The organism is Streptomyces sp. NPDC048636 (assembly GCF_040650655.1).
Lineage (GTDB): Bacteria > Actinomycetota > Actinomycetes > Streptomycetales > Streptomycetaceae > Streptomyces.
The window spans coordinates 39,578-62,617 of record NZ_JBEZHR010000013.1; the positions used below are offsets into that span (position 1 = coordinate 39,578).

The following is a 23,040-nucleotide window of genomic DNA, read 5'->3' on the forward strand; positions in this document are numbered from 1 at the left end:
TACACCGCCTGGAGGGGAACGTGAAGTGCGTACCCCGTGGCGGCGGTGGTTACGGCTCGGGACCCTCCAGCGGCTGTTCCGCCCAGACGGTTTTGCGGTCCCCGGAGTACCGAGTGCCCCACCGCCTGCTGAGCTGCGCGATGAGGAACAGCCCGCGGCCGCCCTCGTCCAGCTTTCCGGCCCGGCGCAGATGCGGGGCGGCCGCGCTGCTGTCGGAGACCTCGCAGATCAGCGACTCGTTCCTGACCAGCCGCAGTTTGATCGGGCCGCTGGCGTGCAGGATCGCGTTGGTCACCAGCTCGCTGACCACCAGCTCGGTGGTGCTCACCAGATGGCCCAGCTCCCACCGGTCCAGCTGCCGCGCCACGAACGAGCGGGCCCGGGGGACCACCGCGGGCTGCGGCGGCAGCTCCCAGGAGGCGCAGCGGTCGTCGTCCAGCGCCCGGGTGCGGGCCACCAGCAGGGCCACATCGTCGGGCGGATGCTCCGGGAGCAGCCCGTTGACCACGGAGTCGCACACCGAGTCGAGCGAGAGCTCGTGGCAGCCGTCGTTCAGGGCGAGCCGCAGCCGCTCCAGACCGGCGTCGATGTCATGGTCCCGGGACTCCACCAGACCGTCGGTGTAGAGCACGAGCATGCTGCGGTCGGGCAGTTCGACCTCCGCCTTCTCGAACGGCAGCCCGCCCACCCCCAGCGGCGGCCCTCCGGCGGAGTCGAGGAAGCGGGTCCGGCCGTCCGGCAGCACCACGGCGGGCGGCGGATGCCCGGCGCGGGCGAACGTACAGCGCCGGGTGGCCGGGTCATAGACCGCGTAGACACAGGTGGCCCCGAACGCCCAGGTGTCGATGGCCGGTTCGGCGGGTGGGGTCCCCGATTCGGCGAAGTCCCGGTGCTCATCGGCCTGTTCGGCGATCAGCCGCCGCACATGGGCGTCGACATGGCTGAGCAGATCATCCGGCGGAAGATCGAGGTCGGCCAGGGTACGGACGGCGGTGCGCAGCCGTCCCATGGTGACGGCCGCCTTCATCCCGTGGCCCACCACATCCCCGACCACCAGAGCCACCCGGGCCCCGGACAGCGAGATCACATCGAACCAGTCACCGCCCACCCCGGTCCGGCCGCTCGCGGGCAGATAGCGCGAAGCGGCCTCCACCGCCGCCTGTTCGGGCAGCCGCTGGGGGAGCAGACTGCGCTGGAGGGCGAGGGCCGTACCGCGCTCCCGGGTGTAGCGCCGGGCGTTGTCGATGCACACCGCGGCCCGTGCCACGATCTCGTCGGCCAGCAGCAGATCGTCCTGCTCGAACGGCTCGGGCCGCTCGCGGCGCAGGAACACCGCCACCCCGAGGGTGCTGCCGCGCGCCCGCACCGGCACCACCATCCAGGAGTGGATGCCCCATTCCCGGATCCCCGCGGCCCGCGCCGGGTCGTCGGCGAGCCACGCGGGGGCCGGACCCGGGCCGTTCGCCGACTCCAGCACCGGCCGCCCGGTGGCGAGGGCGCGGGCGAAGGGGGAGTTGGGGGCGGAGGCGTGGACATCCACGTCTTCCACCTCGGCCACCGCCTCCGGTGAGCCGGGCACGATGGAGCGATGGGCGGCGCGGCGGAAGGCGGCCTGCCGGGTCACCGGGCCGGAGGGCGGCTCCCCGCCCTCGAAGACCGAGTCGATCAGATCCACACAGGCGAAGTCGGCGAGCCCGGGCACGGCCACGTCCGCCAGCTCCTGCGCGGTGTGCAGCAGATCCAGGGTGCTGCCGATACGGGCGCTCGCGTCGTTGAGCACCGCGAGCCGCTCCCGGGCGCGGGCCTGGGAGGTCACATCGACCACCGCGTGGCAGACGGCGAAGATGTCCCCGGAACGCTCCTTCAGCGGGAAGACCGAGTTGCACCAGGAGCGCTCCCGGCCGGGGTCGGCCGGTACCCGGCCGTGGACCTCGACGTCCCCCACCGGGCTGCCGCCCCCGAGCACCCGCCGCTGGAGCGCCTCCATCTCCGTGGTCTCCAGCTCCGGCAGCGACTCCCCTAGGGTGCGCCCCATACGCTCCTCGTCGGTGAGGCCGCTCAGCCGTCGCAGCGCGGCGTTCTGCATCAGACAGCGGCAGTCGGTGTCGTAGACGCTCATGGCGACCGGGGCGTCCGAGCCCAGACTGTCCAGCAGCGCGCGTCCGACGTCCTGCCGCCGGATCGCCTCCTCGCGGGTCGCCTGCACCAGCCAGTGGCGGCCCCCGTCACCGAGCGCCCACGGCTGCGCCCACAGCACGACGGATATCTCGCCACCGTCCCGGTGGCGCAGCACGGCCGGTCTTCCCCCGGGCGCCGTGTACGCCGCCACCCCGTGCGGCGGTGCGGTGCCGTCCGCGAACAGCCCAGCCGCGGGCTGTCCGACGGCCTCTTCCGCGGGAATCCCGAGCATCCGGTGCGCCCCGAGGCTCCAGCCGGTGAGGACACCCCGCTCATCGACCACGGCGACGGCCTCGGAGACCAGGTCGGGGAGGTGGTGGGGCCACCCGCGGAAGGTGCTGTCGCCCATGTGATCCGCTTTCCCTCTGCCTCCAGCACGTGAAGCGCAATCCTACTCCGCAATTGCCACGCTAAGCGGAAATAGTCCGATATGCCGGATGTCTATGCCCGTCGAGCCGCGGCAGCCGGTGGCGGGATGCCCGGGAGCCGGTGACGAGGGTCTTGGCGGGCCCTATTAATTCATATTTAATCTGGTGGATGGCCTCCTCTGCTCCTGTCCAGGGCCCCGCCCGGGACCCCGGTCCGGCCCGGCGCTGTGTGATCGTCACCGGAGCCGCCGGAGGCATCGGGGCGGCCACCGCCCGGCGGCTGGCCGCCGACGGCGCGGGGGTGCTGATCGCCGATGTGCGGACCGGGGCGGGGGAGGCCGTCGCGGCGGAGATCCGCGCCACGGGCGGCACCGCCGTCTTCCAGCACTGCGACGTATCCGCCGAGAGTGCCTGGGAGGCCGCGGTCCGCACCGCCACCGACGCCTACGGCCCGGTCACCGGACTGGTCAGCAACGCCGCCGTGGCCCATGTCGCGCCCGCCCACCACACCGGCCTCGCCGCATGGGACCGGCAGCTCTCCGTCTCGCTCACCGCCGCCTTCCTCGGCTTCCGCGCGTGTCTGCCCGGTCTGCGGCGGACCGGCGGAAGCGCCGTGCTCGTCTCGTCCGTCCACGCGCTCGCCGGACTGCCCGGCCGTCCCGCCTACGCGGCCGCCAAGGCCGGGCTGACCGGGCTCACCCGGCAGCTCGCGGTGGAGTACGGCCCCCGGGTACGGGTGAACGCCGTGCTGCCCGGTCCGGTCCTCACCGCCGCCTGGGACGGCATCGGCGAGGAGGAGCGGCGGGCCAGCGCCGCGCAGACCGCCGCCGGGCGCCTCGGCCGCCCCGAGGAGGTGGCCGGTGCGATCGCCTTCCTGCTCGGCGGGGACGCCACGTTCATCACCGGCGCCTCGCTCGTCGTCGACGGCGGCTGGAGCGTCCGGAAGTCCGGGGCCTGAGCCGCGGGCGTCAGCCCCGCAGCACGCCGTTGCACTCCCGCTGCAACGCCACATCCCGCCACATCGGGTGGTGCGGCGCGGCGTTGGAGCACACCACCGAACCCCACGCGCCCACCCGCGCCGACTCCGCGGCGGCGCGGCGGCAGAACGCCGCGCCCACCGGACCCTCCTCGAACGTCCCGTGCAGCGGGGTGTAGCCGATCCAGCCCTCCCCGAAGACCAGTGGCACCCCGCGGCCCGCCGCCCAGTCCGCCGCCGCCTCTATCCAGTCGACCAGCCGCTGCTCCATCGCCAGCCGGTGCAGCGCGTAGCGGCCGTAGAGCCAGGCGTCCCACCGCTGCGGATCGCACCAGTCGTGCACATAGATCTCGCGCGGCCCCACCGTGGTGGCCTCCAGCCGCCACCGGTCGCCCGGCGGCGGCGCCCAGTCGGCCAGGTCGGGCGCACCGGGGCGCAGCAGCTCCCGCCGCACCCGCTCCTGGGGGAAGGGCCGGGTGCGGTCCCGGACCGCGAAGGTCTCCAGCAGCTCGTCGAGCACTCCGTAGACATAGGGGTGGAAGACCGCGACATCGACCCCGTCGGGGATCCCGCGCAGCGAACCGACCGGCACCTTCGCGTAGTTGACGGCGACCGGCCGCATGGGATGGCGCTCCTTGAACCGGCCGATGCCCCGCTCCAGCCGTGGCCGCAGGGCCACCACCCGGTCCCCGTCCGGCAGCCCCTCGGTGAGCCCGCTGCCCTGCACCTCGTTGTGGAGTTCGGTGAAGGCGATCCGGTCGTCCAGACCGTGCACCACCAGGAAGTCCACGAGATCCGCCAGCGCCTCGGCCAGGACCTCCGCGCGCCGCTCCGGCTCCACCGCCCGCAGCGCGTCCAGCCACGCCCGGTCCGCGCCGAACGACGGGCTCTGCTGGTACTCCCAGCTGGAGAGGATGACGAAGCACTCATGGCGCCGGGCGGCCTCGAACAGCGTGCGCAGCCGCTCCCGGCCGTCGAACTCGGTGCCGCCGCCCACGTCGTACCACCGGGTCCGCTGTCCGTAGCCGCCGCCCAGCGGACCGAGCCGCAGGGCGCGGGTGTCGAGCCCGGAGCCGAAGAGCAGGAACGGCATGGCGCACACCCGCACCGTGTTGTAGCCGCGCGCCACGGCCGCCTCGAAGGCGCGGTCGAGATCGGTGAACGGCTCGCCCGGCCCGCCGCGGGTGTACCAGCTGAAGTCCCACAGAGTGATCGTCAGGGTGTCCGGCAGATGCGGCGACAGCGTCACAGGGGGCTCCCCGCGGTCGGCGGCTCGGAAACTCGGCGATGAGGTTCGGTTCATCGTTCGGGCCCCGCCGGGAGGGTGTCAAGATGTATTCATAAATAACGCGCGGTACGGGCGGTTCCGTACGAGGGCGGTTCCGTACGGGGGACGTTCCGCACGGGGCGGACGGGAGGAGCACGGCCATGACGGCGTACGCGGGGCGAGGCGTCCACGGCCAGGTGGTACGGCGGCTCGGCGCCCGGATCGTCGCCGGGGAGCTGGCCGAGGGCGACATCCTGGATGTGCGCGCCCTCGGCGAGGAACTGGACGTCAGCCTCACCGTGCTGCGCGAATCCCTGAAGGTCCTGGCCGGGAAGGGGCTCATCGACGCGCGCCAGAAGCGCGGCACCTTCGTCCGCCCGCGCTCCGCCTGGAACCTGCTGGACGCCGATGTGATCCACTGGCGGATGGCAGGGGGAGACGGTGAGCGGCTGATGCGCGACCTCACCGACATCCGCGCCGTCGTGGAACCCGCCGCCGCCCACCGCGCCGCGCTGCGCCGTACCGACGCCGACCTCACCGCGCTGGACACGGCGCTGGCCGCCATGGAGCGCGCCCGCGGTGATCTCGAGGCGGCGGCCGAGGCCGACGCCGCCTTCCACCGCGCCCTGCTCACCGCCACCGGCAATGAACTGCTCGCCCGGCTCGATCTGGTCCTGGAGCCCGGACTGCGCGCACGCGACCGGCTGGTGCACGGCGGCGGCGACGCCGGTGACCCGGCGCCCAGCCACCGGCGGGTGCTCGAGGCCGTACGCGACCGGGACGCCGCCGGAGCCGAACGCGCGATGGTCGAGCTGCTCGCCAAGGCCGCCGACGACATCGGAAAGGCCACCGCCCGGCGGTCATGAGCGGGCCGTGAGCGGCCGTGAGCCGCCGTACGCCGTCAGGCGATCCAGCCGTACCCCGGGCGCGGCCGCCGAGACGCGGGTGGCGCGCCCACATGCTCGATGTCATGCTCCGCGGCGCGTACCAACTGCTCCCCGAGGTCGCGCAGCGCCCGGCCCGCGGCCAGCTCGTCACCGATCACCGGGACGTCCTGATCTTCGGGGTTGCAGCGCGCCAGCCCCCGCCCGGTGAGCGCCGAGCCCCCGGTGTCCAGCTCGATCCGCGCCTTGGTCCTGCCCTCGTCCTCGAAGAGGAAGAGATGGATTCTCCACTCCACTGTGTGCGACATCGTCCGCTCCTCACCTTCCGCGTACCGCGCGGACACCGGCCGGATCCGGCGCCGGACCGGGCCGGGACCCGGATCAGCGACGGTTCCTGCCGGACCACGCGGGTTCCACCTCCTTCCACTCTGCCTCCCATCGCGCGTACCGGCCGCGGTCCAGCACCTGCCGGGTCCGCGTCCGCGCGGCGCACGCGAGCATGACCACCGCCGCCGCGGTCAGACAGCCGGTGAACCAGCCCACCGTCCGCGCGGTCGCCGGGGAGGCCGGGGCCCGCACCAGCTCCCCGGCGCGGTCCACCCACACCCGCACCGCGTCCCCCGGGCGTGGGCCGCCCGTCACCGTGGCCAGACCGGAGTGGTGCGCGCCGTCCGTGCCGGTCCACAGGACCCGCGCCTGCCGGGGCGCCCGCCCCGCACGGCCCGGGTCCGCCGGGGCCTCGGCCAGTCGTGCGGTGATCTGGTGGCGGGCGGCCTCCTCGGCGCGCACCACCCGCATCTGCGAGCCGTACGCCGCGCCCGCCGCGCCCAGCGCGGCGAACGGGAGCCCGCACACCAGCGTCAGCAGGAACAGCGCGGTGCACCAGGTCTGGATCCGGTCCGACCGGCGCCGCAGCGGATTCCGCCCCCGGGCGTGCGCCCGCGGCCGGGGCTGATGTGTGCCGAAGGCACGTCGCGGTCCATGGGTGTTCAAGGTCTGGCCTCCAGCGGGTGCCGGGGTGCGGTGGTGGCCGCCGCCTCGTGGGCCGCGGCGGCGGCCGTCATCGATGGACTCCCTGCGGGGTGGCGAACGGTTCGGCGCTGCCGTCCAGCCAGGTCTGCCAGTCGGCGGCGCGCAGCGCCGGGCCCGCGCGCAGCGGACGTCCCAGCCACGCGGTGACAGGGCGGATCCCGTGCAGGGCGTTGACCAGCCACACCTCCCGGCCGTCCAGCTCGTGCGGGGCACATCTGCGGTGCTCGAGCCGCAGCCCGAGCTCCGCCGCACGCTCCGCCACCAGCGCCGTGGTGACGCCCGCGAGCAGCGGCAGCTCCGGGTCCGGCAGACACAGCACATCGTCCTCCCACCACAGGACACTGGCGCCGGTGCCCTCCAGCACCAGCCCGGTGTCCGTGGTGAGCAGCAGCTCCTGCGCCCCGCGCGCGGCCGCCCGTTCGCGCAGATGCGCCAGCAGGGAGAGGTCGGGCCCCTTCCGCCGGGGCACGGTCCGCGGGTCGAACTCCTCGGTCAGACACACCGTCACATTGGCCGTACGGGGCGGTGCCGGGCGCATCCGCAGGAACAGCCGGGCCGGTTCCGGGCCTGCCAGCTCCACCCGGGGGAACCAGCGGTCCGTCCGTGGCACCATCGCCATCGCGTCCCGCCAGAAGCTCTCGATCCGCGCGGGCGAATCGCCCGTGGCCTCGGTGCACGCGTCGATGAACCGGCGGCGGTGGCGCTCCAGCGCCCGTACCCGCCCGTCGTCCACCAGCCAGGAGTCGGCGGCCAGCACCGCGCTGTCGGGCACCGGGCGCGAGGGCATCAGCCCCCCGTCCGCACGCCACATCAGCGTCCACTGCCGCTGATCGGAGCGGTGGTCCTGGAGGCCGCCGGTCCAGCCAAGCGTTCTCTCACCCATGGGCCGATGCCCCGCTCAGCACGGGCAGTTCACCCGTGGCCAGCAGCCGGGCGATCTCCAGCCGCTTGACCTTCCAGGTGCGGGTGCGGGGCAGATCCTCGAAGCGGCACTGCACGGGCGCCGCCATGGAGGGCAGGTCCCCGGTGGCCCGCCGCCACCGGCCGGTGTCCAGCGGACGGTCCCCACGGACGCACACCACCGGGACCGCCTCCCGCTCCGGACCACGGACGATGATCACCTCGCGGAGCTCGGCCACCCGCGACAGCAACTCGTCCTCGAGCTCCAGATCGCTCTCGGCCGGGGAGCCCCGGTCCGCCTCGTGGTCCAGCAGATACAGCGCGCCCCACCGGTCCCGGTAGCCGGTGTCGCCCATCCGCCACCACCCCTGGTCCATCTGCCGGGCGTACTGTTCCGGCGCGCCCAGGTAGGTGAGGATCCGGCCCCGGGTACGGACCTCGACCGCGCCCGGCGCACCGGGCGGACAGGCGCGCCCGCGCTCGTCGACCACCCGGATCCGGGTGAAGCCGGGGATCCCGGTGCCCACCCGGCGGCAGTGCGCCCGGTCCGCACCCCGCCGGGTGTACCAGCCGAAGGCGATCGGACCCGTCTCGCCCTGACCATAGAGCTGCATCAGCCGGGGGTCCCGGCGCCGGGACGCGTCCAGCAGCCGCCGCACGGTGCGCGGCGGGAGGGGGTCGAAGGCGCAGCCGTAGGACCGTACGTGGGACAGCGGCCCGCCGGGAGCGTCCGCCAGCTCCTCCCACAGCCCGAAGGTGTGCGGATCCGTCTCGACGAGGCCGGGCCGGTGCGCCGCGAGCAGCGGACCCGCCTGCGCCGGGTCCGGATCGGTGAGCAGCAGCAGCGGACTGCCGAAGTGCAGCGCCACGCCCAGCAGTTGATGGAGCCGGGAGGAGGAGTACGGCAGATGCAGCGCGGCCGGTTCGCCGCGGGTGGCCCGGCCCAGCGCCTGCTGTGGCACCAGCCGGTTCCACAGCGTGTGTGGCGAGTGCACCTCCAGCCGGGGGATCCCGGTGGCCGCCGGGCCATGGGTGATCAGCGAGGGTTCATGGGGGTGCAGCCGGATCGCCGGACGGCGCGGCACACCGGCGAGGCCCGCCAGGGCGAGGGTCTTCCCCGGTGCCGGGTCCACCGTGAGCACCCCACGGGCGAGTGTGGTGTCCACACCGCTCAGGGTGGACAGCAGCGTCTCGGCGTCGGTGATGAGCCAGGGCGCGTGCAGCCGGTCCAGCAGGACCGCCACCACACCCCCCTCCAGCTCGGGTGACAGCAGCGCGGGCACCGCCCCGATCCGCGAGACGGCACACGCCAGTAAGACGACGTCCGCGTTGTCGCGCTTGAGGACGGCCACATGCTCGCTCGGCCGGACCCCGGCCGACCACAGCCGCCCGGCCATATCGTCCACGAGGTCGGCGAGTTCGGGGTAGCCGAGGTCGGTACCGGCCCCGGGCGCGATGTCCAGGGGACGGTCGAGGGTGACCCGGACCCGGCCGTGGCGGGCCGCGGCCTCCTGGAACATCAGCCCCGGATAGAACCCGCGCTCGGGAAGCAGCCGTTGCAACATGTCCAGCTCACCTCATCGTTCGAAGTCGGTCGCGGAGGTGGCCGCGCTTCCCACGAGCAGCCCGTCGCCGGCTCCGGCCGACGGTGACCGCACCGCGTCGTGGGCACGCATCGTCGCGGCGGTCTTGAGCAGCATCTCCTCGTACTCCTCGGCCGGATCGGAGCCGAGCACGATGGAACCGCCCGCGCCGATGTGCATCAGGCCGCCGGTGAACACGGCCGTGCGGATCACCACGTTGAGGTCGGCCGCGCCATTGCAGCTGAGGAAGCCGATGGCCCCGGAGTAGACCCCGCGGGCCTCGGTCTCCAGGGTGTCGATGATCTCCAGGGTGCGTGCCTTGGGGGCGCCGGTCATGGATCCGGCCGGAAAGCAGGACCGTACGCAGTCGACCGCGGAGGTGCCCCGGCGCAGCCGTCCGCGCACGGTGGAGACCAGGTGGTGCACGGTGGCGTAGGTCTCGGTGTTCATCAGCCGCGGTACGTAGACGCTGCCCGGCTGGCAGACCCGGCCGAGGTCGCTGCGGAGCAGATCGACGATCAGCAGGTTCTCGGCGCGGGGCTTGGGGCGGGTGCCGAGGGCCGCCAGCGCCCGCGCGTCCTGTTCGGCGTCCTCGCCGCGGCCGATGGTGCCCTTGACCGGTTTGGCCTCCGCGAGACCGTCGGGGGTGATGCGCAGGAAGCGCTCGGGGGAGGCGCAGGCCACATCGGTCCCGCCGAACCGCAGATAGGCGGCGTACGGCGCGGGGTCGGACCGCCGCAGGGCCCGGTAGAAGGTGTAGGAGTCGCTGGGCGCGGGCAGCCAGGCGGAGTCGGTGAGGCAGATCTCGTAGCTCACCCCGGCGCGCAGTTCGCGCAGCGCGGCGCCGACCGCGGCGGCGTGGCCCTCCCGGTCGCGGACCAGCCACGGTTCCACCGCGGTGGGGGAGGTGAGCGGCGGCGGCGGGGGGACGGCTCCGGCGGCCGTCGGCACCCCGGTGAGCACGGTGACGGTCGTGTCCAGCCAGTCCTTCGCCCCCTGTTGGCCGTCGGGGGTGTCCTCGGCGAGCGCGCACACATAGGTGACGCCCTCCTGGTGATCGACCGCGACGAACCGGTCGGCGAACAGCCAGCAGGCGTCCGGGGTGGTGGCGCGGTGGCGGTTGGGGGAGCCGCAGTCGGCCTTGAGTTCGTAGCCGAAGTACCCGACGTAGCCGCCGGTGAAGTCGAAGGGGAGGTCGGGGGCGCTGACCTGGCGGCAGGTCAGTTCCCGGTCCAGATAGTCGAAGACACTGCCTTCGAACCGGGTGCCGGGCCGCCCCGTCCGCTCGATCTCGCAGACGCCGCGGGTGACGTCATAGCGGACGAACTCGGCCAGCGGGCCCCGGCTGTCACCGAGGAAGGAGAACCGTGCCTCACCGGCTTCGGTACGGGCGCTGTCCAGCCAGAACGCGCCCGGGGCGTCCGCGTACAGCCGGGTGAAGGCCGCCTCGGTGTCGGTGGCGTCGGCCAGCCACCGGGCGTGCAGGCGGTAGTGGCGCTCCGGGACCGGCTCCTTCTCCGCGCGGCGGGCGGCCGCCGGGGGCCTGCGGGCGCGCGCCGCGCGCGGCGGGGTCCGCTCCGGCGACGGTTCGGCGGCCGGTCCACCCGCCGGTCGGGCGCGGCGCCGTCCGGTGATGGAGGTGACCGATTCCCCGTTGGCGTGCTCGATGGTGAGATCGCGGAAATTGACGAACATGCGGTAGCCGAATCCGGTGAGTACCGACTCCGGATGGAACTGGACGCCCCACAGCGGACGGGCCCGGTGCCGAAGCCCCATCAGAACACCGTCCTCGGACCAGGCGATGCCCTGGAGTCCCAGCGGCAACGGCTCGGCCACACACAGCGAATGGGAGCGGACCGCGGTGAAATCCGACGGGAGGCCGCGGAACAGCCCGCGGCCCCCGTGGCTGATCCGGGACAGATGTCCGTGCCGGGGCTCTGGCGCCGACACCACCCGCGCCTGCGCCCCCAGCGCGATGCCCTGGTGGCCGAGGCCGACCCCCAGTACCGGGACGGCGGAGCGGTCGATCAGCCGGGCCGCGGCGCCGAAGTCCCGGCCGTCGGCCGGATGGCCCGGACCGGGCGAGACCACGATGTTGTCGAACTCCGAGAGGTCGATGTCCGCGCATTCCGGTGCGTCATTGAGAAGCACCTCCGGTTCCTCGCCGTTGACCTCGGTCAGCAGGTGAAAGAGGTTGTACGTGTACGAGTCATAATTATCGATGAGGAGCGTCCTCAGCGATTCCATCCGGATAGCCTCCTTGTTCGACCCGCGAGGGCTTCCGGCTTTCCAGCAGGTCAGCCGGTGAAGACGAAAAGAAGTGTTCCACAACGGATGGTTGGCACCGATGGAATGCTCAACAACGTACATAAATTGCCGGACGGGTGGCCGTGACCTGGGCGTTATCTTAGGTTCCGGTTGCCCGTCCGTGGATCGCGGAAAAAAATACCGCGAGAGGGTGAACACAACGAAGCGCCGGGCCGTATAAGACTTAATCGGCCCGGCGCTCGTACGCGTTCGGTGGTGCGGAGTGGGATCAGCCCAGGACCTTCTCCAGGGCGGCGAGCGACGACTCGAGTTCGTCACGGGTGATGGTCAGCGGCGGCGCCAGCCGGATCGTCGAACCGTGGGTGTCCTTGACCAGGATCCCCTCGCCCATGAGGCGTTCGCTCACCTCGCGGCCGGTGCCCAGCGCGGGGTCCACATCGACGCCCGCCCACAGCCCGCGGCAGCGGTAGCCGACGACACCCTTGCCGGTGAGCGCCGCCAGACCGGACTTGAGCACCTCGCCCAACTCGGCCGCGCGGCGCTGGAACTCGCCGGTGCGCAGCAGGTCCACCACGGCCGTGCCGACCGCCGCGGACAGCGGGTTGCCGCCGAAGGTCGAACCGTGCTCGCCCGGGCGCAGCACCCCGAGCACCTCACGGTCGGCGACGACCGCGGAGACCGGGACGATACCGCCGCCGAGCGCCTTGCCGAGCGTCAGCACATCGGGCCGGACCGACTCGTGGTCGACGGCCAGGGTGGTGCCGGTCCGTCCCAGACCCGACTGGATCTCGTCGGCGATGAACAGCACCCCGGTCCGCCGGGTGAGTTCGCGCACCCCGCGCAGATAGCCGTCGTCGGGGATGATGACGCCCGCCTCGCCCTGGATGGGTTCGATCAGCACGGCGGCGGTGGTCTCGTCGATCGCCGCCTCCATGGCGGCGAGGTCGTTGTAGGGCACGACCCGGAAGCCGGGTGCGAACGGGCCGAACCCCTCACGTGCGGTGGCGTCGCTGGAGAAGCTGACGATCGTGGTCGTCCGGCCGTGGAAGTTGTCGGCCGCCACCACGATGGTGGCCTGGTCCGGGGCCACGCCCTTGACCTCGTACGCCCACTTGCGGGCCACCTTGATGGCGCTCTCCACCGCCTCGGCGCCGGTGTTCATCGGCAGCACCATGCCCAGACCGGTCAGCTCCGCCAGCCCCTCGGCGAACCCGGCGAGCCGGTCGTTGTGGAACGCCCGCGAGGTGAGGGTGAGTTCATCGAGCTGCCGGTGGGCGGCGGCGATGAGCGCCGGATGGCGATGGCCGAAGTTGAGGGCGGAGTATCCGGCCAGCATGTCGATGTAGCGGCGGCCCTCGACGTCTTCCACCCAGACGCCCTCGGCGCGGGCGACGACCACCGGCAGCGGGTGGTAGTTGTGGGCGAGCGAGGACTCCTCGGCGCGGATCAGCTCCTGTGACGACCGCGCGGAACGGGAGCCGTGGTCCGGGGCGGTACGCGTGGGGGCGGTCATCAGCGGATCTCCTGTGTGCAGCACTTGATGCCCCCGCCGGCCTTGTGCAGTTCCGACAGGTCGACGGGGACGGGGACGTAACCGCGCTCGGTGAGCCGGTCGATGAGGCCGGTCGCCTGGGGGGCGACGAAGACATGGCGTCCGTCGGAGACGGAATTGAGCCCGAAGGCCATGGCGTCCTCCCGGGTGGCGAGCAGCGCGTCCGGGTAGAGCCGCTCCAGCACCTCACGGCTGCCGGGGGAGAACGCCTCCGGGTAGTAGGCGATGTTCTCGTCGTCGAGGGTGAACAGCGCGGTGTCCAGGTGGTAGAAGTACGGGTCCACCAGCAGCAGGCTGATGGTCGGCACCCCGAAGAACTCCTGCACCTCCTGGTGGGCCGTCCGCGTGGTGCGGAAACCGGTGCCCGCCAGGATGAACCGGCTCGCGGGCACCAGGTCGCCCTCGCCCTCGCACACCGACTCCGGCGGGTGGACGTCGTATCCGGCCGCCTTGAACCAGGTCTCGTAGGCCAGCTGCTCCGGACGCCGCTGCGGGGCGTGGAAGCGGGAGCCGAACACCCGGCCCTCGAGGACGAGGGCCGAGTTGGCGGCGAAGACCATGTCCGGCAGTCCCGCCACCGGCTCGATGGTCTCCACCTGATGTCCGTGGTCGCGGTAGACGCGGATCAGCGTCTCCCACTGCGAGCGGGCGAGGTCGGTGTCGACCTCCGCGTCCTCGCGCATCCAGGGATTGATGGCATAGCGCACGTCGAAATATCTGGGAGGACAGGTCAGATAGCGCCGGAGGCGCGGCACGCGCTCAGGGGGCACGGAGGGTTCCTCTCGCTTCCGCGGGCGACCGGGGGATGCCTTCCACGGTAGAAAGCGGACGAGAGGGGAGACAAGAAAGGAGAGCTGCGTGAATGCGCAGCGATGCTGCGTGCTGAGGCGCCTCGGCGACGGTTCATTGCGTCGGGGGTGTGGCGGGGGTCGCACCGGCCTCCGGACTGCCCGTGAGCAGGTGTGACAACACCATGTAACTGATCGTTTTCCGGATGAAGGGCTCGGCCCGGATGCGCTCGAGCACCTCCTCGAAATGGTCCACGTCGGTGGCCATGACATGCAGCAGCGCATCGGCCCCGCCGGTCACCGTCATCGCCGCGATGATCTCCGGATAGTCGCGCACCACCTCGGCGATCCGCCGCGGCGGCGCCGCGCTGTCGCAGTAGACCTCCACATACGCCTCCGTCCGCCAGCCGAGGGCGGCCGGGCGCACGGTGGTGGTGAAGCCGGTGATGACGTCGTTCTCCCGCATCCGGTCCACCCGCCGTTTGACCGCCGAGGCGGAGAGGCCGATCGCGGCCCCGATCTCCGTGAAGCTCGCCCTGGCGTTCGCGACCAGCGCCGCAACGATCTTGCGATCCAGGTCGTCGAACGGCACGGACTGATTTGCCATATTTTGCAATCCTTTGCGGTCGACTGTTCAGGGTGCAGGGAACTCTTCCGCGCGCGCAAACTGTTCAATGATACCCAGGCCGGAAACACCAGATGATGAACTGCCAAGACGACGTGCCGATGAGATGCCCGCAAATGCACGGCACCGGTATCCGGTCGCGCAAAGACCCGCATTTTTCGGTCCGTTTCCTGTCCGCTTTGAGGAAGTTTCCGAAAGGAGGGGCGTGAGAAGGGGATCGGACCGCATTGGCCGCTCGGAGGCATGGGGCGGCGCCGGGCGTGCGAAACAGGGCGCCGTACCTCTCGAATCCGCCTCGGTGATTCGACACTACCTACCGGTAGGCCCTCTTGACGGCGTAGCGTCAGCTATTCACACATCGTTTCCGAGCGACGATCTGCTCCTGATCCACCGAGGGTCCATTCATGTCTCAACCGGCATTTGTCCTCCTCGTCGGCGGACCCCCCGGAACCCCCCAGGTATGGGCCGCTCCCGTCATCGGAGTATGGGAGCGAGTCAAGATCCAGCGGGGCAACGGTTATGAACATTTCGAATCCGCGGGCGAGTGCGCCGAATTCGAGGGTGAGCTGATCCCTGTCTACCGGTGGTGCCACCGCACATTCATAGCAGAGTAGGGACCGCCGTGCACCGGTGCGTCCGCGGTCTGCTCACGGGAAAGGGATCGCCATGGTGAAAGGCGGAAATACACGCGACGCCGTGGTCACCGGGCTGGGTTTCTGTCTGCCCGGTGGCGCGGAACCTGTTTTCACCGCCGGGCAGGTGTGGGAGCTCGCCTCACAGGGCCGCTCCGCACTCGTCCAGCACGACATCTACTACGGCTCGGTGAATCTCACCACCGAGCAGTTCGAGCAGCGCCTGCCCGACATCCCCGAATTCTTCTCCCGCCACTACACGGGTGCCCACCGACTCGGTCTGGTCTCGCTGGTGGAGGCATGTGCCGACGCCGAGCTGGACTTCCGCGCCGGAGACCTGCGGGAATCGGCGATCCTCGTCGGCCGCGGCAGCGTGGACGCCAATGTGGACAGCTATCTGGCGCTGCTGAACGTCGACCCCGACGGCGCCTCCACCCTCGACGCCCTGGAGATGTTCGTCGCCGCCGAACAGGCCGTGTCCCCCTCCGACGTCGCCGTCGTCCAGGGCGCCCTGACCCAGACCGTCGGCCCCTGCTACACCGTCTCCTGCGGCTGTTCCTCCGCGGCCGTCCAGATCGGCAACGCCCGCCGCCTGATCGCCACCGGGGAGACCGATATCGCCGTCGTCACCGGCGTGGACGTCTTCAACCTCGGGTTGATACAGAAGGGCCAGCGGCTGCTGCGCGGTGCCCAGCACGCCTACGACAGCATGGACGCCGCCGGGATGCCCGACCTCCTGCCGTCCTTCGACTCCCTGATGCGCCCTTACGACCGGCGGGCGGACTGCATCAACCACGGCGAGGGCTCCGCCACCGTCATCCTGGAGAGCCGTGAACACGCCGTCCGCCGCGGTGCCCACCTCTACGGCCAGGTGCTCGCCACCGCCATGACCCGCGACGGCCTCGCCAACCCGCTGGCCGCCGACCACACCGGCGCCCAGCTCGTCCGCGCCGTGCGCGCCTGCCTCGGTGACCGGTGGCGGATCGGCCAGGTGCCCTACGTCAACGGCGCGAGTGACGGTGGCGCCGCCGTCACGGCCATGGAAGCCAGCACCATCCGGGAGCTCTACGGACCGGACAGCGGTGTGCTGATGTCCTCCCAGGAAGGCTGCTTCGGCCACCACGGCTCACCCGCCGGATGCCTCGGCGCCGCCCTGACACTGATGATGATGGAACTCGGCGAGGTGTGCCCCACCACCAACTGCGAACAGCCCTCGGACGGCCTCCCCTTCGACCCCGTCCCCGGACACCGCACCCGCCCGCTCGACTTCGACCACGCACTGAGCTTCAACTACCAGATCGGTGGCGTGAAGCACGTGATGCTGCTGGGCAGCCCGGACGCCACCTGAGTCCGCACCCCGGCGCCGTACCACCCCACACGGATCTCCCCTCACCGCACCACACCCTCCCCACGCCCCACGGCCCCACCCCGGCCGGGCACCACCCCACGGAGACCCCGATGCGTCATGACATATCCGTCCCCAGCCGCATAGCGGTGGTCGGCATGGGCTGCCGGCTCCCCGGAGACATCGACTCGCCCGCCGCCCTGTGGCACCTGCTGGCCGAAGGCCGTGACGCCGTCGGCGAACCGCCCGCCGAACGGCGGGAGTTGTGGCCCGATGAGCCGGGCGCCGACTCCGGCCTCCCCACCCACGGCGGCTATCTCCGGGACGTCTCCCGCTTCGACGCCGACTTCTTCGGCGTCTCCGGCCGCGAGGCAGACGTCCTCGACCCGCAGCACCGGCTGCTCCTCGAAGTGGCCTGGGAGGCCCTGGAACACGCCGGAATGCCACCGGACCGGCTCGGCGGCACCTCCACCGGCGTCTTCACCGGCCTCAGCTACAACGACTACATGGACCGCCTGGAGCGGCACCCCCGGGAGAACGAGGGCTCCGCCCTGTCCAACGCCCACTGTGTCGCCGCCGGACGGATCTCCTACCTGCTCGGCCTGCACGGCCCCTGCGTGGCCCTCGACACCGCCTGCTCCTCCTCCCTGGTCGCCGTACACCTCGCGGCCCAGGCCCTGCGCGCGGGCGAGTGTGACCTCGCCCTCGCCGGTGGTGTCACGCTCATGTTCGAGCCCAGGACCACCCGTTCGTTCGTGCGCATGGGCATGCTCTCGCACAGCGGCCACTGCCACGCCTTCGACGCCGCCGCCGACGGATTCGTCCGCGGCGAGGGCTGCGGCATCGTCGTTCTCAAACGCCTCGAGGACGCCGAACGGGACGGCGACCGCGTCCTGGCCGTGCTGCGCGGCTCCGCCGTCAACCAGGACGGCCACTCCGACGGGCTCGCCGCGCCCTCCGCCACCGCCCAGCGCGCCCTGTACGAGGAGGCGCTGCGCCGCGCGGGGGTCGACGCCGCCGACGTGGGCATGGTCGAGGCCCACGGCACCGGCACCCCGGTCGGCGACCCCGTCGAGTTCACCAGCCTCGCCCAGGTCTACGGCACCGGTCGCGACGGCTGCGCCCTGGCCTCGGTCAAGACCAACCTCGGCCATCTGGAGCCCGCCGCCGGAGTCACCGGCATGATCAAGGCGATCCTCTGCCTGGGCCACGGCCTGATCCCGCCCAATCTCCACTTCACCCGCTGGAACCCGGCCATCGACGCCGGTGGCACCCGCTTCTTCATCCCGCGGGAGCTCACCCCCTGGCCGGTGCGGACCGGCCCCCGGCTCGCCGCCGTCTCCTCCTTCGGCTTCTCCGGCACCAACGCCCATGTGCTGCTGGAGCAGCCGCCCGCCGCCCCCGTCCCCGCCGTCCCCGTCCCCGACCAGAGACCCCGGCCCCGGCTCGCCACCCGGACCGTTCCGCAGGTCTTCCTCGTGCCCGCGGGCTCCCCGGCCGCCCTGCCCGCCGCCGCCCACCGCATGGCCGACTGGCTGGAGGGCGACGGCGCCCGGGTGCCGCTGCGCGATATCGCCCACACCCTCGCGCTGCGCCGCTCCGCGGGCCGCGGCCGCCTCGGCGTCACCACCGGGGGCCGTGAGGAACTCATCGACGCGCTACGGGCGTTCGCCGCCGGACAGGCCCACCCCGATGTGGTGACCGGATCCGTCGGCGCCGCCGTCGTCCGGCGGCCGGTGTGGGTGTTCTCCGGCCAGGGCTCGCAGTGGCCCGGAATGGGACGCGAACTGCTCGAGCGGGACCCGGCCTTCGCCGCCGCCCTCACCGAGGCCGATGAACTCATCGCCGCCGAGGCCGGGTTCTCGGTGCTCGACATCGTCCGCGCGGGCGAACCGGTCACCGGCTGCGCCCGGGTGCAGCCCGTACTGTTCGCCCTCCAGACCGCGCTGGCCGCCACCTGGCGCGCCCACGGTGTCGAACCAGCCGGTGTCATCGGCCACTCCATGGGCGAGGTCGCCGCGGCCGTGGTGGCCGGAGCGCTCTCCCTCGCCGACGGCGCCGCCGTGATCTGCCGCCGCTCCGCGCTGCTCGCCCGGGTGGCCGGACAGGGCGCCATGGCAACCGTGGGCCTGGCCGCCGCCGAGGCGCAGGCCGAACTCGAGGCCGCCGGAGCCGCCGCCACGGTCACCGTGGCGGTGATGGCCGCGCCCGGCTCCACCGTCGTCGCCGGGGACACCGCCGCCGTCGAGCGGCTCGTCGCCGACTGGGAGAGCCGCGGTGTGCCCGCCGCGCTCATCGCCGTCGACGTCGCCTCGCACTCCCCGCAGGTGGACCCGCTCCTGGCCGATCTGCGCACCGCGCTGGCCGATCTCACCCCCCACCGGCCACGGCTGCCCTTCTACACCACCGTCCTCGACGACCCGCACACCGTCCCCGCCTTCGACGCCGACTACTGGTGCGCCAACCTGCGGCGCCCCGTGCGGTTCTCCGCCGCCGTGGCCGCCGCCGCGGCCGACCGCCACCTGGTCTACACCGAGATCTCCCCGCACCCCGTGGTCACCCACCCCGTCACCCGCGCCCTGGCCGGACTCGTCGACGACCCCGTGGTCCTGCCCACCCTGCGCCGTGATACGGACGAGACCGCCACCTTCCGCACCCAGCTCGCCGCCCTGCACTGCGCCGGTGTCCCCGTGGACTGGGCCCGGCTCTACGACGGCGCCGCCCTCGCCGACGTACCCCCCATCACCTTCGACCGCGCCCACCACTGGGCCGACACCACCCTCCCCGACACCCCCGGCGGAGCCGCGGAACTCCGCCCGGCCGGTGCGCTCCCCGGCGTCCACACCGAAGTGCCCGGCCGTCCGCCTCGCCACTCCTGGCGCGCCACCACCGGCACCGCTCCACTGCCCTGGCTCGACGACCACCGGGTGCACGGCACGCCCGTCCTGCCCGGCGCCGCCTACTACGCCATCGCCCTCACCACCGCCTGCGAGGTGTTCGACACCGCGCCCACCGAGGTCGAGGTCAGCGATCTGCGCTTCCATGAACTGCTGCGGCTCGCCGACCGCACCGACCTCGGCACCACCGTGACCATGGCCGCCACCGACCGCGCCGACTGCGAGATCTTCGGACGCGGCGATGACGGCACCTGGGTGTGCCAGGCCACCGCCGTCCTCCGAAGACTCACCGCACCGCCTCGCTCCCGCCCCGCCTCCGTCCAGACCCTGGCGCTGCGCCACCCGGTGGCCGTCGAACCCGACGCCCTCTACCGCAATATGCGCGCCCGCGGTCTGGAACACGGTGCGGCGTTCCGTGGCATCACCGAGGTGCACGCCTCCCGCTACGGCAACAGTTTCTGGGCCCGGGCGGAGCTCCCCGAAGCCTCCCGCACCCCCGGACACGGACTCCGCCTGCACCCCGTCCTGGCCGACCTGTGCGCCCAACTGCTCGTCGCCGGAATGCTCGAGGACGGCGACGAACCCGGCCTGGTGCTGCCCGTACGGATCCAGGGCGCACGGGTCCTCGGCGACCCCGGCACCGCCGTCTACTGCCACGCCCGGATGGCCGAGGCCACCCCGGAGAGCGTCGTCGGACACATCCGGCTGCTCGACGCGGACGGCAGACCCGTGCTCGCCCTCGACGGACTGCGGCTGACCCGCCGCGTCGCCCCCCGGGCCGCCACCGAGGTCGACAAGTGGTTCCTCGAGGTCGGCTGGCGGCGCGCGGACCGGGCCACCGCACCCATCCCGCTGAGGCCCGGACGCTGGCTGGTGGTCGGCGAGGCCGACGGCGGCGCCCGCACCCTCGCCTTCGCCCTGCGCTCCGCCGGAGCCGAGGCCCGGGTCTGGGACCCGCCGCTGAGCGACGAAAGCCTCGACGCCTTCCGCGACGCCCTCACCGGGCGGCTCGTGGGCGACGGGGAGGAGCTGCGGGGCGTGGTGCTGCTGTGCGCCGCGCCACCCCTCGCGAGCGACACCCCCGGCCGCGCCACCGACGGCGCGGTGCCCGGTGCGGACGCCCTGTCCCGCACCCGGCGGCTGCTCGCCGCCGCCCAGACCCTCACCGCCCGTTTCCCCGAACCGCCCCGGCTGTACGCCGTCACCCGGGTCGCCCGCGCCCTGGCCCCGGGCGAACCCGCGGACCCCGCACAGGGCGCCCTGCGCGGACTGGTGCGGGTGCTCGCCTACGAGCACCCCGAGCTGCGCGCCACGCTCATCGACACCGGCCCGGACGGCACCGGTGACCTCGTCGCCGAACTCCTCGCGGACTCCGCCGAGGACGAGATCGCCCTGCGCGACGGCGAACGGCACCTCGCCCGGCTCGGCTACGCCCCGCTCGGCGACGCGGAGCGTACCGAGGCGGCCGCGCGCACCGTACGCTGCGGCACCGACGGCTTCCGGCTGCGGGCCGGACGCCTCGGCGACCTGGACACCCTTGAACTGACCGCCGCCCGGCGCCGCCCGCCGGGCCCGGGAGAGGTCGAACTGCGGGTGCTCGCCGCGGGGCTGAACTTCCGTGACGTCCTCACCGTCATGGGGCTGCTCCCCGGCGACACCGACGACATCCGCTACCGGATCGGCTTCGAATGCGCGGGTGAGATCACCGCCGTCGGCCCCGGAGTGGACCATCTGCGCACCGGCGATCGGGTGGTCGCGGTCGACGTCCGCGGCGGCGCCTTCGGCTCGTTCGCCGTCGTCCCCGCCGACTGCGCGGGACCCATCCCCGAGGGGCTGGACCCGGCCACCGCGGCCGGGCTGCCCATCGCGTTCCTCACCGCCTGGTACGCGCTGCGCCACCTCGGCCGCCTCAGCGCGGGCGAGCGGGTGCTGATCCACTCGGCCACCGGTGGCACCGGACTCGCCGCCATCGCGGTCGCCCGGCTGCTCGGCGCCGAGGTGCTGGCCACCGCGGGCAGTGAGGAGAAGCGGCGCTATCTGCGCGGGATGGGCATCGCCCATGTCATGGACTCCCGGTCGCTGGACTTCCGGGACGAGGTCAAGGAGGCCACCGGCGGTGAGGGTGTGGACCTCGTCCTCAACTCGCTGTCCGGCGCGGCCATCCGGGCCGGACTGGAATGTCTGCGCCCTTTCGGCCGCTTCCTCGAACTGGGCGTCCGCGACATCCTCTCCGACGCCCCGCTCGGACTCGCCCCCCTCCAGCACAACATCACCTTCAGCACGGTGGACCTCAGGGAGCTCCAGACCGCGCGGCCCGCGGTGCTGGCCACCCTGCTGCGTGAGGTGCTGGCGGAGTTCGCCGCCGGCCGGCTCAAGCCGCTGCGCTGCACGGCGACCCCGCTCACCGCGGCCACCGACGCCTTCCGCGAGATGGCGGGCGCCCGCCACATCGGCAAACTGGTGCTGACCGTCCCCCAGGAAGGCGAGATCCGGGCCGTGCTGCCGGACGGTCCGCTGCCGGTCCATGACGACGGCACCTACATCATCACCGGTGGACTGCGCGGTCTCGGCCTCGCCACCGCGAGCTGGCTGGCCGCCCAGGGCGCCCGCCATCTGGTGCTCAACGGCCGTACCGCGCCCACTGCCACCGCCGCGCAGACCCTCGCCGAACTGTCCGCCGCCGGAACGCGGGTGACCGTGATCCTGGGCGACATCGGCCGTCCCGGTACCGCCGGCCGACTGGTGGACGCCGCCACCGCCGACGATCATGCCCCGCTGCGCGGTGTGGTCCACTGCGCCATGGTGCTGGACGACGCGGCCGTCACCACCATCCGCGAGGACCAGCTCGGCCGGGTGTGGACACCGAAGGTCACCGGGGCCTGGCGGCTCCACCACGCCACGGCCGGACACCGTCTCGACTGGTTCGCGGTGTTCTCCTCGATGGCCTCCCTGCTGGGCAACCCCGGCCAGGGCGTCTACGCGTCCGCCAACGCCTGGCTGGACGCCTTCGCCGCCTGGCGGTCGGCCCGCGGCACCCCCACCCTCGCCGTCAACTGGGGCGCGTGGGGCGAGACCGGTGTCGCCACCGGATTCGCCGACCGCGGCTACCGGACCATCCCCACCGACGACGGTCTGCGGGCGCTGAACACCCTGCTGGCCCACCATCGGGTGCAGACCGGTGTGATCCCCGGTGAGCCGGACAGCTGGATCCCCGCCACCGGCCGTCACTCCTCGCTGTTCGCGGGGCTCGCCACCGAGGACGAACGCACCGCGGCCACCGCCGAGTCCGACGACGACATCCACGCCCGGCTCACCGCCCTCCCGGTGGGACTCGCCCGGCGGGCGGCGCTCGAGGCGTATCTGAGCGAGCACATCCGTGCCGTGCTCCGGCTGAGCAGCACCACCCTCGATCCGCAGACCCCGCTGAAGTCCCTGGGGTTCGACTCCCTGCTCGCCATGGAGCTACGGGTCCGGCTGGAGTCGGGGCTGAGTATCAAACTGGCGGGGAACTTCGTCTGGCAGCATCCGACCGTGGCGGCCCTCGCCATCGGGCTCGCCCGGCATATGGGCCTCGATCTGGAGGCCGCGCAGGGAGGGGCCGATCCACTGGCCGACGAGGGCCCGCCACTCGGCGCGACCGGCTGATCCGCGCCCTCCACCACGGCCGTCCGGCCCTCGGATGCGCCACCTCCGGCCCCGGGGGACAATCGAGGGTGGCCGGTGCACCGGAGCGGGAGGAGGTGGA

15 protein-coding genes are annotated in these 23,040 nt (G+C 72.8%); 5 read left to right on the top strand and 10 right to left on the bottom strand.

What is annotated here, in order from left to right; translation table 11 throughout:
* Window positions 1–49: 49 nt before the first annotated feature.
* The gene (locus tag AB0C66_RS28290) at window positions 50–2,527 is read right to left on the bottom strand and encodes a SpoIIE family protein phosphatase (RefSeq protein WP_362444512.1); all 2,478 of its coding nucleotides are present in this window, start codon (window positions 2,525–2,527) and stop codon (window positions 50–52) included.
* Between the two features lie 188 nt (window positions 2,528–2,715).
* Between AB0C66_RS28290 and AB0C66_RS28295 the strand changes: the two genes are divergently transcribed.
* Entirely contained in the window at window positions 2,716–3,504 is a 789-nt protein-coding gene (locus tag AB0C66_RS28295; RefSeq protein ID WP_362444513.1) for an SDR family oxidoreductase, read from the top strand.
* Window positions 3,505–3,514: 10 nt separating this feature from the next.
* Here the strand turns inward: AB0C66_RS28295 and AB0C66_RS28300 are convergent, their stop codons facing one another.
* Window positions 3,515–4,771 carry a cellulase-like family protein gene (locus AB0C66_RS28300; RefSeq protein WP_362444515.1) on the bottom strand — a complete coding sequence of 419 codons (1,257 nt, stop codon included), beginning with the start codon at window positions 4,769–4,771 and terminating at the stop codon, window positions 3,515–3,517.
* Window positions 4,772–4,950: 179 nt separating this feature from the next.
* Between AB0C66_RS28300 and AB0C66_RS28305 the strand changes: the two genes are divergently transcribed.
* Window positions 4,951–5,655 carry an FCD domain-containing protein gene (locus AB0C66_RS28305; protein ID WP_362444517.1) on the top strand — a complete coding sequence of 235 codons (705 nt, stop codon included), beginning with the start codon at window positions 4,951–4,953 and terminating at the stop codon, window positions 5,653–5,655.
* Between the two features lie 35 nt (window positions 5,656–5,690).
* On the opposite strand, the gene AB0C66_RS28310 is transcribed toward AB0C66_RS28305, so the two are convergent.
* The 8 genes from AB0C66_RS28310 to AB0C66_RS28345 form a co-directional block, all read right to left on the bottom strand.
* A complete protein-coding gene (locus tag AB0C66_RS28310) occupies window positions 5,691–5,981 on the bottom strand; it encodes a DUF1876 domain-containing protein (protein WP_362444520.1) in 291 nt (96 codons plus the stop codon).
* Window positions 5,982–6,054: 73 nt separating this feature from the next.
* Window positions 6,055–6,666 (bottom strand): hypothetical protein, encoded by a 612-nt coding sequence (locus AB0C66_RS28315; protein WP_362444523.1) that lies wholly within the window; start codon window positions 6,664–6,666, stop codon window positions 6,055–6,057.
* A gap of 67 nt (window positions 6,667–6,733) precedes the next feature.
* Window positions 6,734–7,588, bottom strand: a complete 855-nt coding sequence (locus AB0C66_RS28320) for an aminotransferase class IV (protein WP_362444526.1) — start codon at window positions 7,586–7,588, stop codon at window positions 6,734–6,736.
* Window positions 7,581–9,170: a class I adenylate-forming enzyme family protein gene (locus tag AB0C66_RS28325; RefSeq protein WP_362444529.1), complete on the bottom strand. Its 1,590-nt coding sequence runs from the start codon at window positions 9,168–9,170 to the stop codon at window positions 7,581–7,583. Before AB0C66_RS28325 ends, AB0C66_RS28320 begins: the two co-directional genes overlap by 8 nt.
* 12 nt (window positions 9,171–9,182) lie before the next feature.
* Entirely contained in the window at window positions 9,183–11,435 is a 2,253-nt protein-coding gene (locus AB0C66_RS28330) for a chorismate-binding protein (protein WP_362444532.1), read from the bottom strand.
* 289 nt (window positions 11,436–11,724) lie between these two features.
* Window positions 11,725–12,969, bottom strand: coding sequence for an ornithine--oxo-acid transaminase (rocD, locus tag AB0C66_RS28335; protein WP_362444535.1), 1,245 nt, complete (start codon window positions 12,967–12,969; stop codon window positions 11,725–11,727).
* Complete coding sequence (gene ddaH, locus AB0C66_RS28340) at window positions 12,969–13,778, bottom strand: dimethylargininase (protein WP_362444538.1); 810 nt, start codon at window positions 13,776–13,778, stop codon at window positions 12,969–12,971. Before ddaH ends, rocD begins: the two co-directional genes overlap by 1 nt.
* Before the next feature lie 133 nt (window positions 13,779–13,911).
* The gene (locus AB0C66_RS28345; protein ID WP_362444541.1) at window positions 13,912–14,403 is read right to left on the bottom strand and encodes an Lrp/AsnC family transcriptional regulator; all 492 of its coding nucleotides are present in this window, start codon (window positions 14,401–14,403) and stop codon (window positions 13,912–13,914) included.
* A gap of 422 nt (window positions 14,404–14,825) precedes the next feature.
* Here AB0C66_RS28345 and AB0C66_RS28350 point away from each other — a divergent pair, with 422 nt between their 5' ends.
* The 3 genes from AB0C66_RS28350 to AB0C66_RS28360 all read left to right on the top strand — a co-directional run bounded on the left by AB0C66_RS28350 (window position 14,826) and on the right by AB0C66_RS28360 (window position 22,940).
* Window positions 14,826–15,035 carry a DUF5988 family protein gene (locus AB0C66_RS28350; RefSeq protein WP_362444543.1) on the top strand — a complete coding sequence of 70 codons (210 nt, stop codon included), beginning with the start codon at window positions 14,826–14,828 and terminating at the stop codon, window positions 15,033–15,035.
* 52 nt (window positions 15,036–15,087) lie between these two features.
* Window positions 15,088–16,401 (top strand): beta-ketoacyl synthase N-terminal-like domain-containing protein, encoded by a 1,314-nt coding sequence (locus tag AB0C66_RS28355; protein ID WP_362444546.1) that lies wholly within the window; start codon window positions 15,088–15,090, stop codon window positions 16,399–16,401.
* Window positions 16,402–16,511: 110 nt separating this feature from the next.
* Complete coding sequence (locus tag AB0C66_RS28360; RefSeq protein WP_362444549.1) at window positions 16,512–22,940, top strand: type I polyketide synthase; 6,429 nt, start codon at window positions 16,512–16,514, stop codon at window positions 22,938–22,940.
* The last annotated feature ends 100 nt before the right edge of the window (window positions 22,941–23,040 follow it).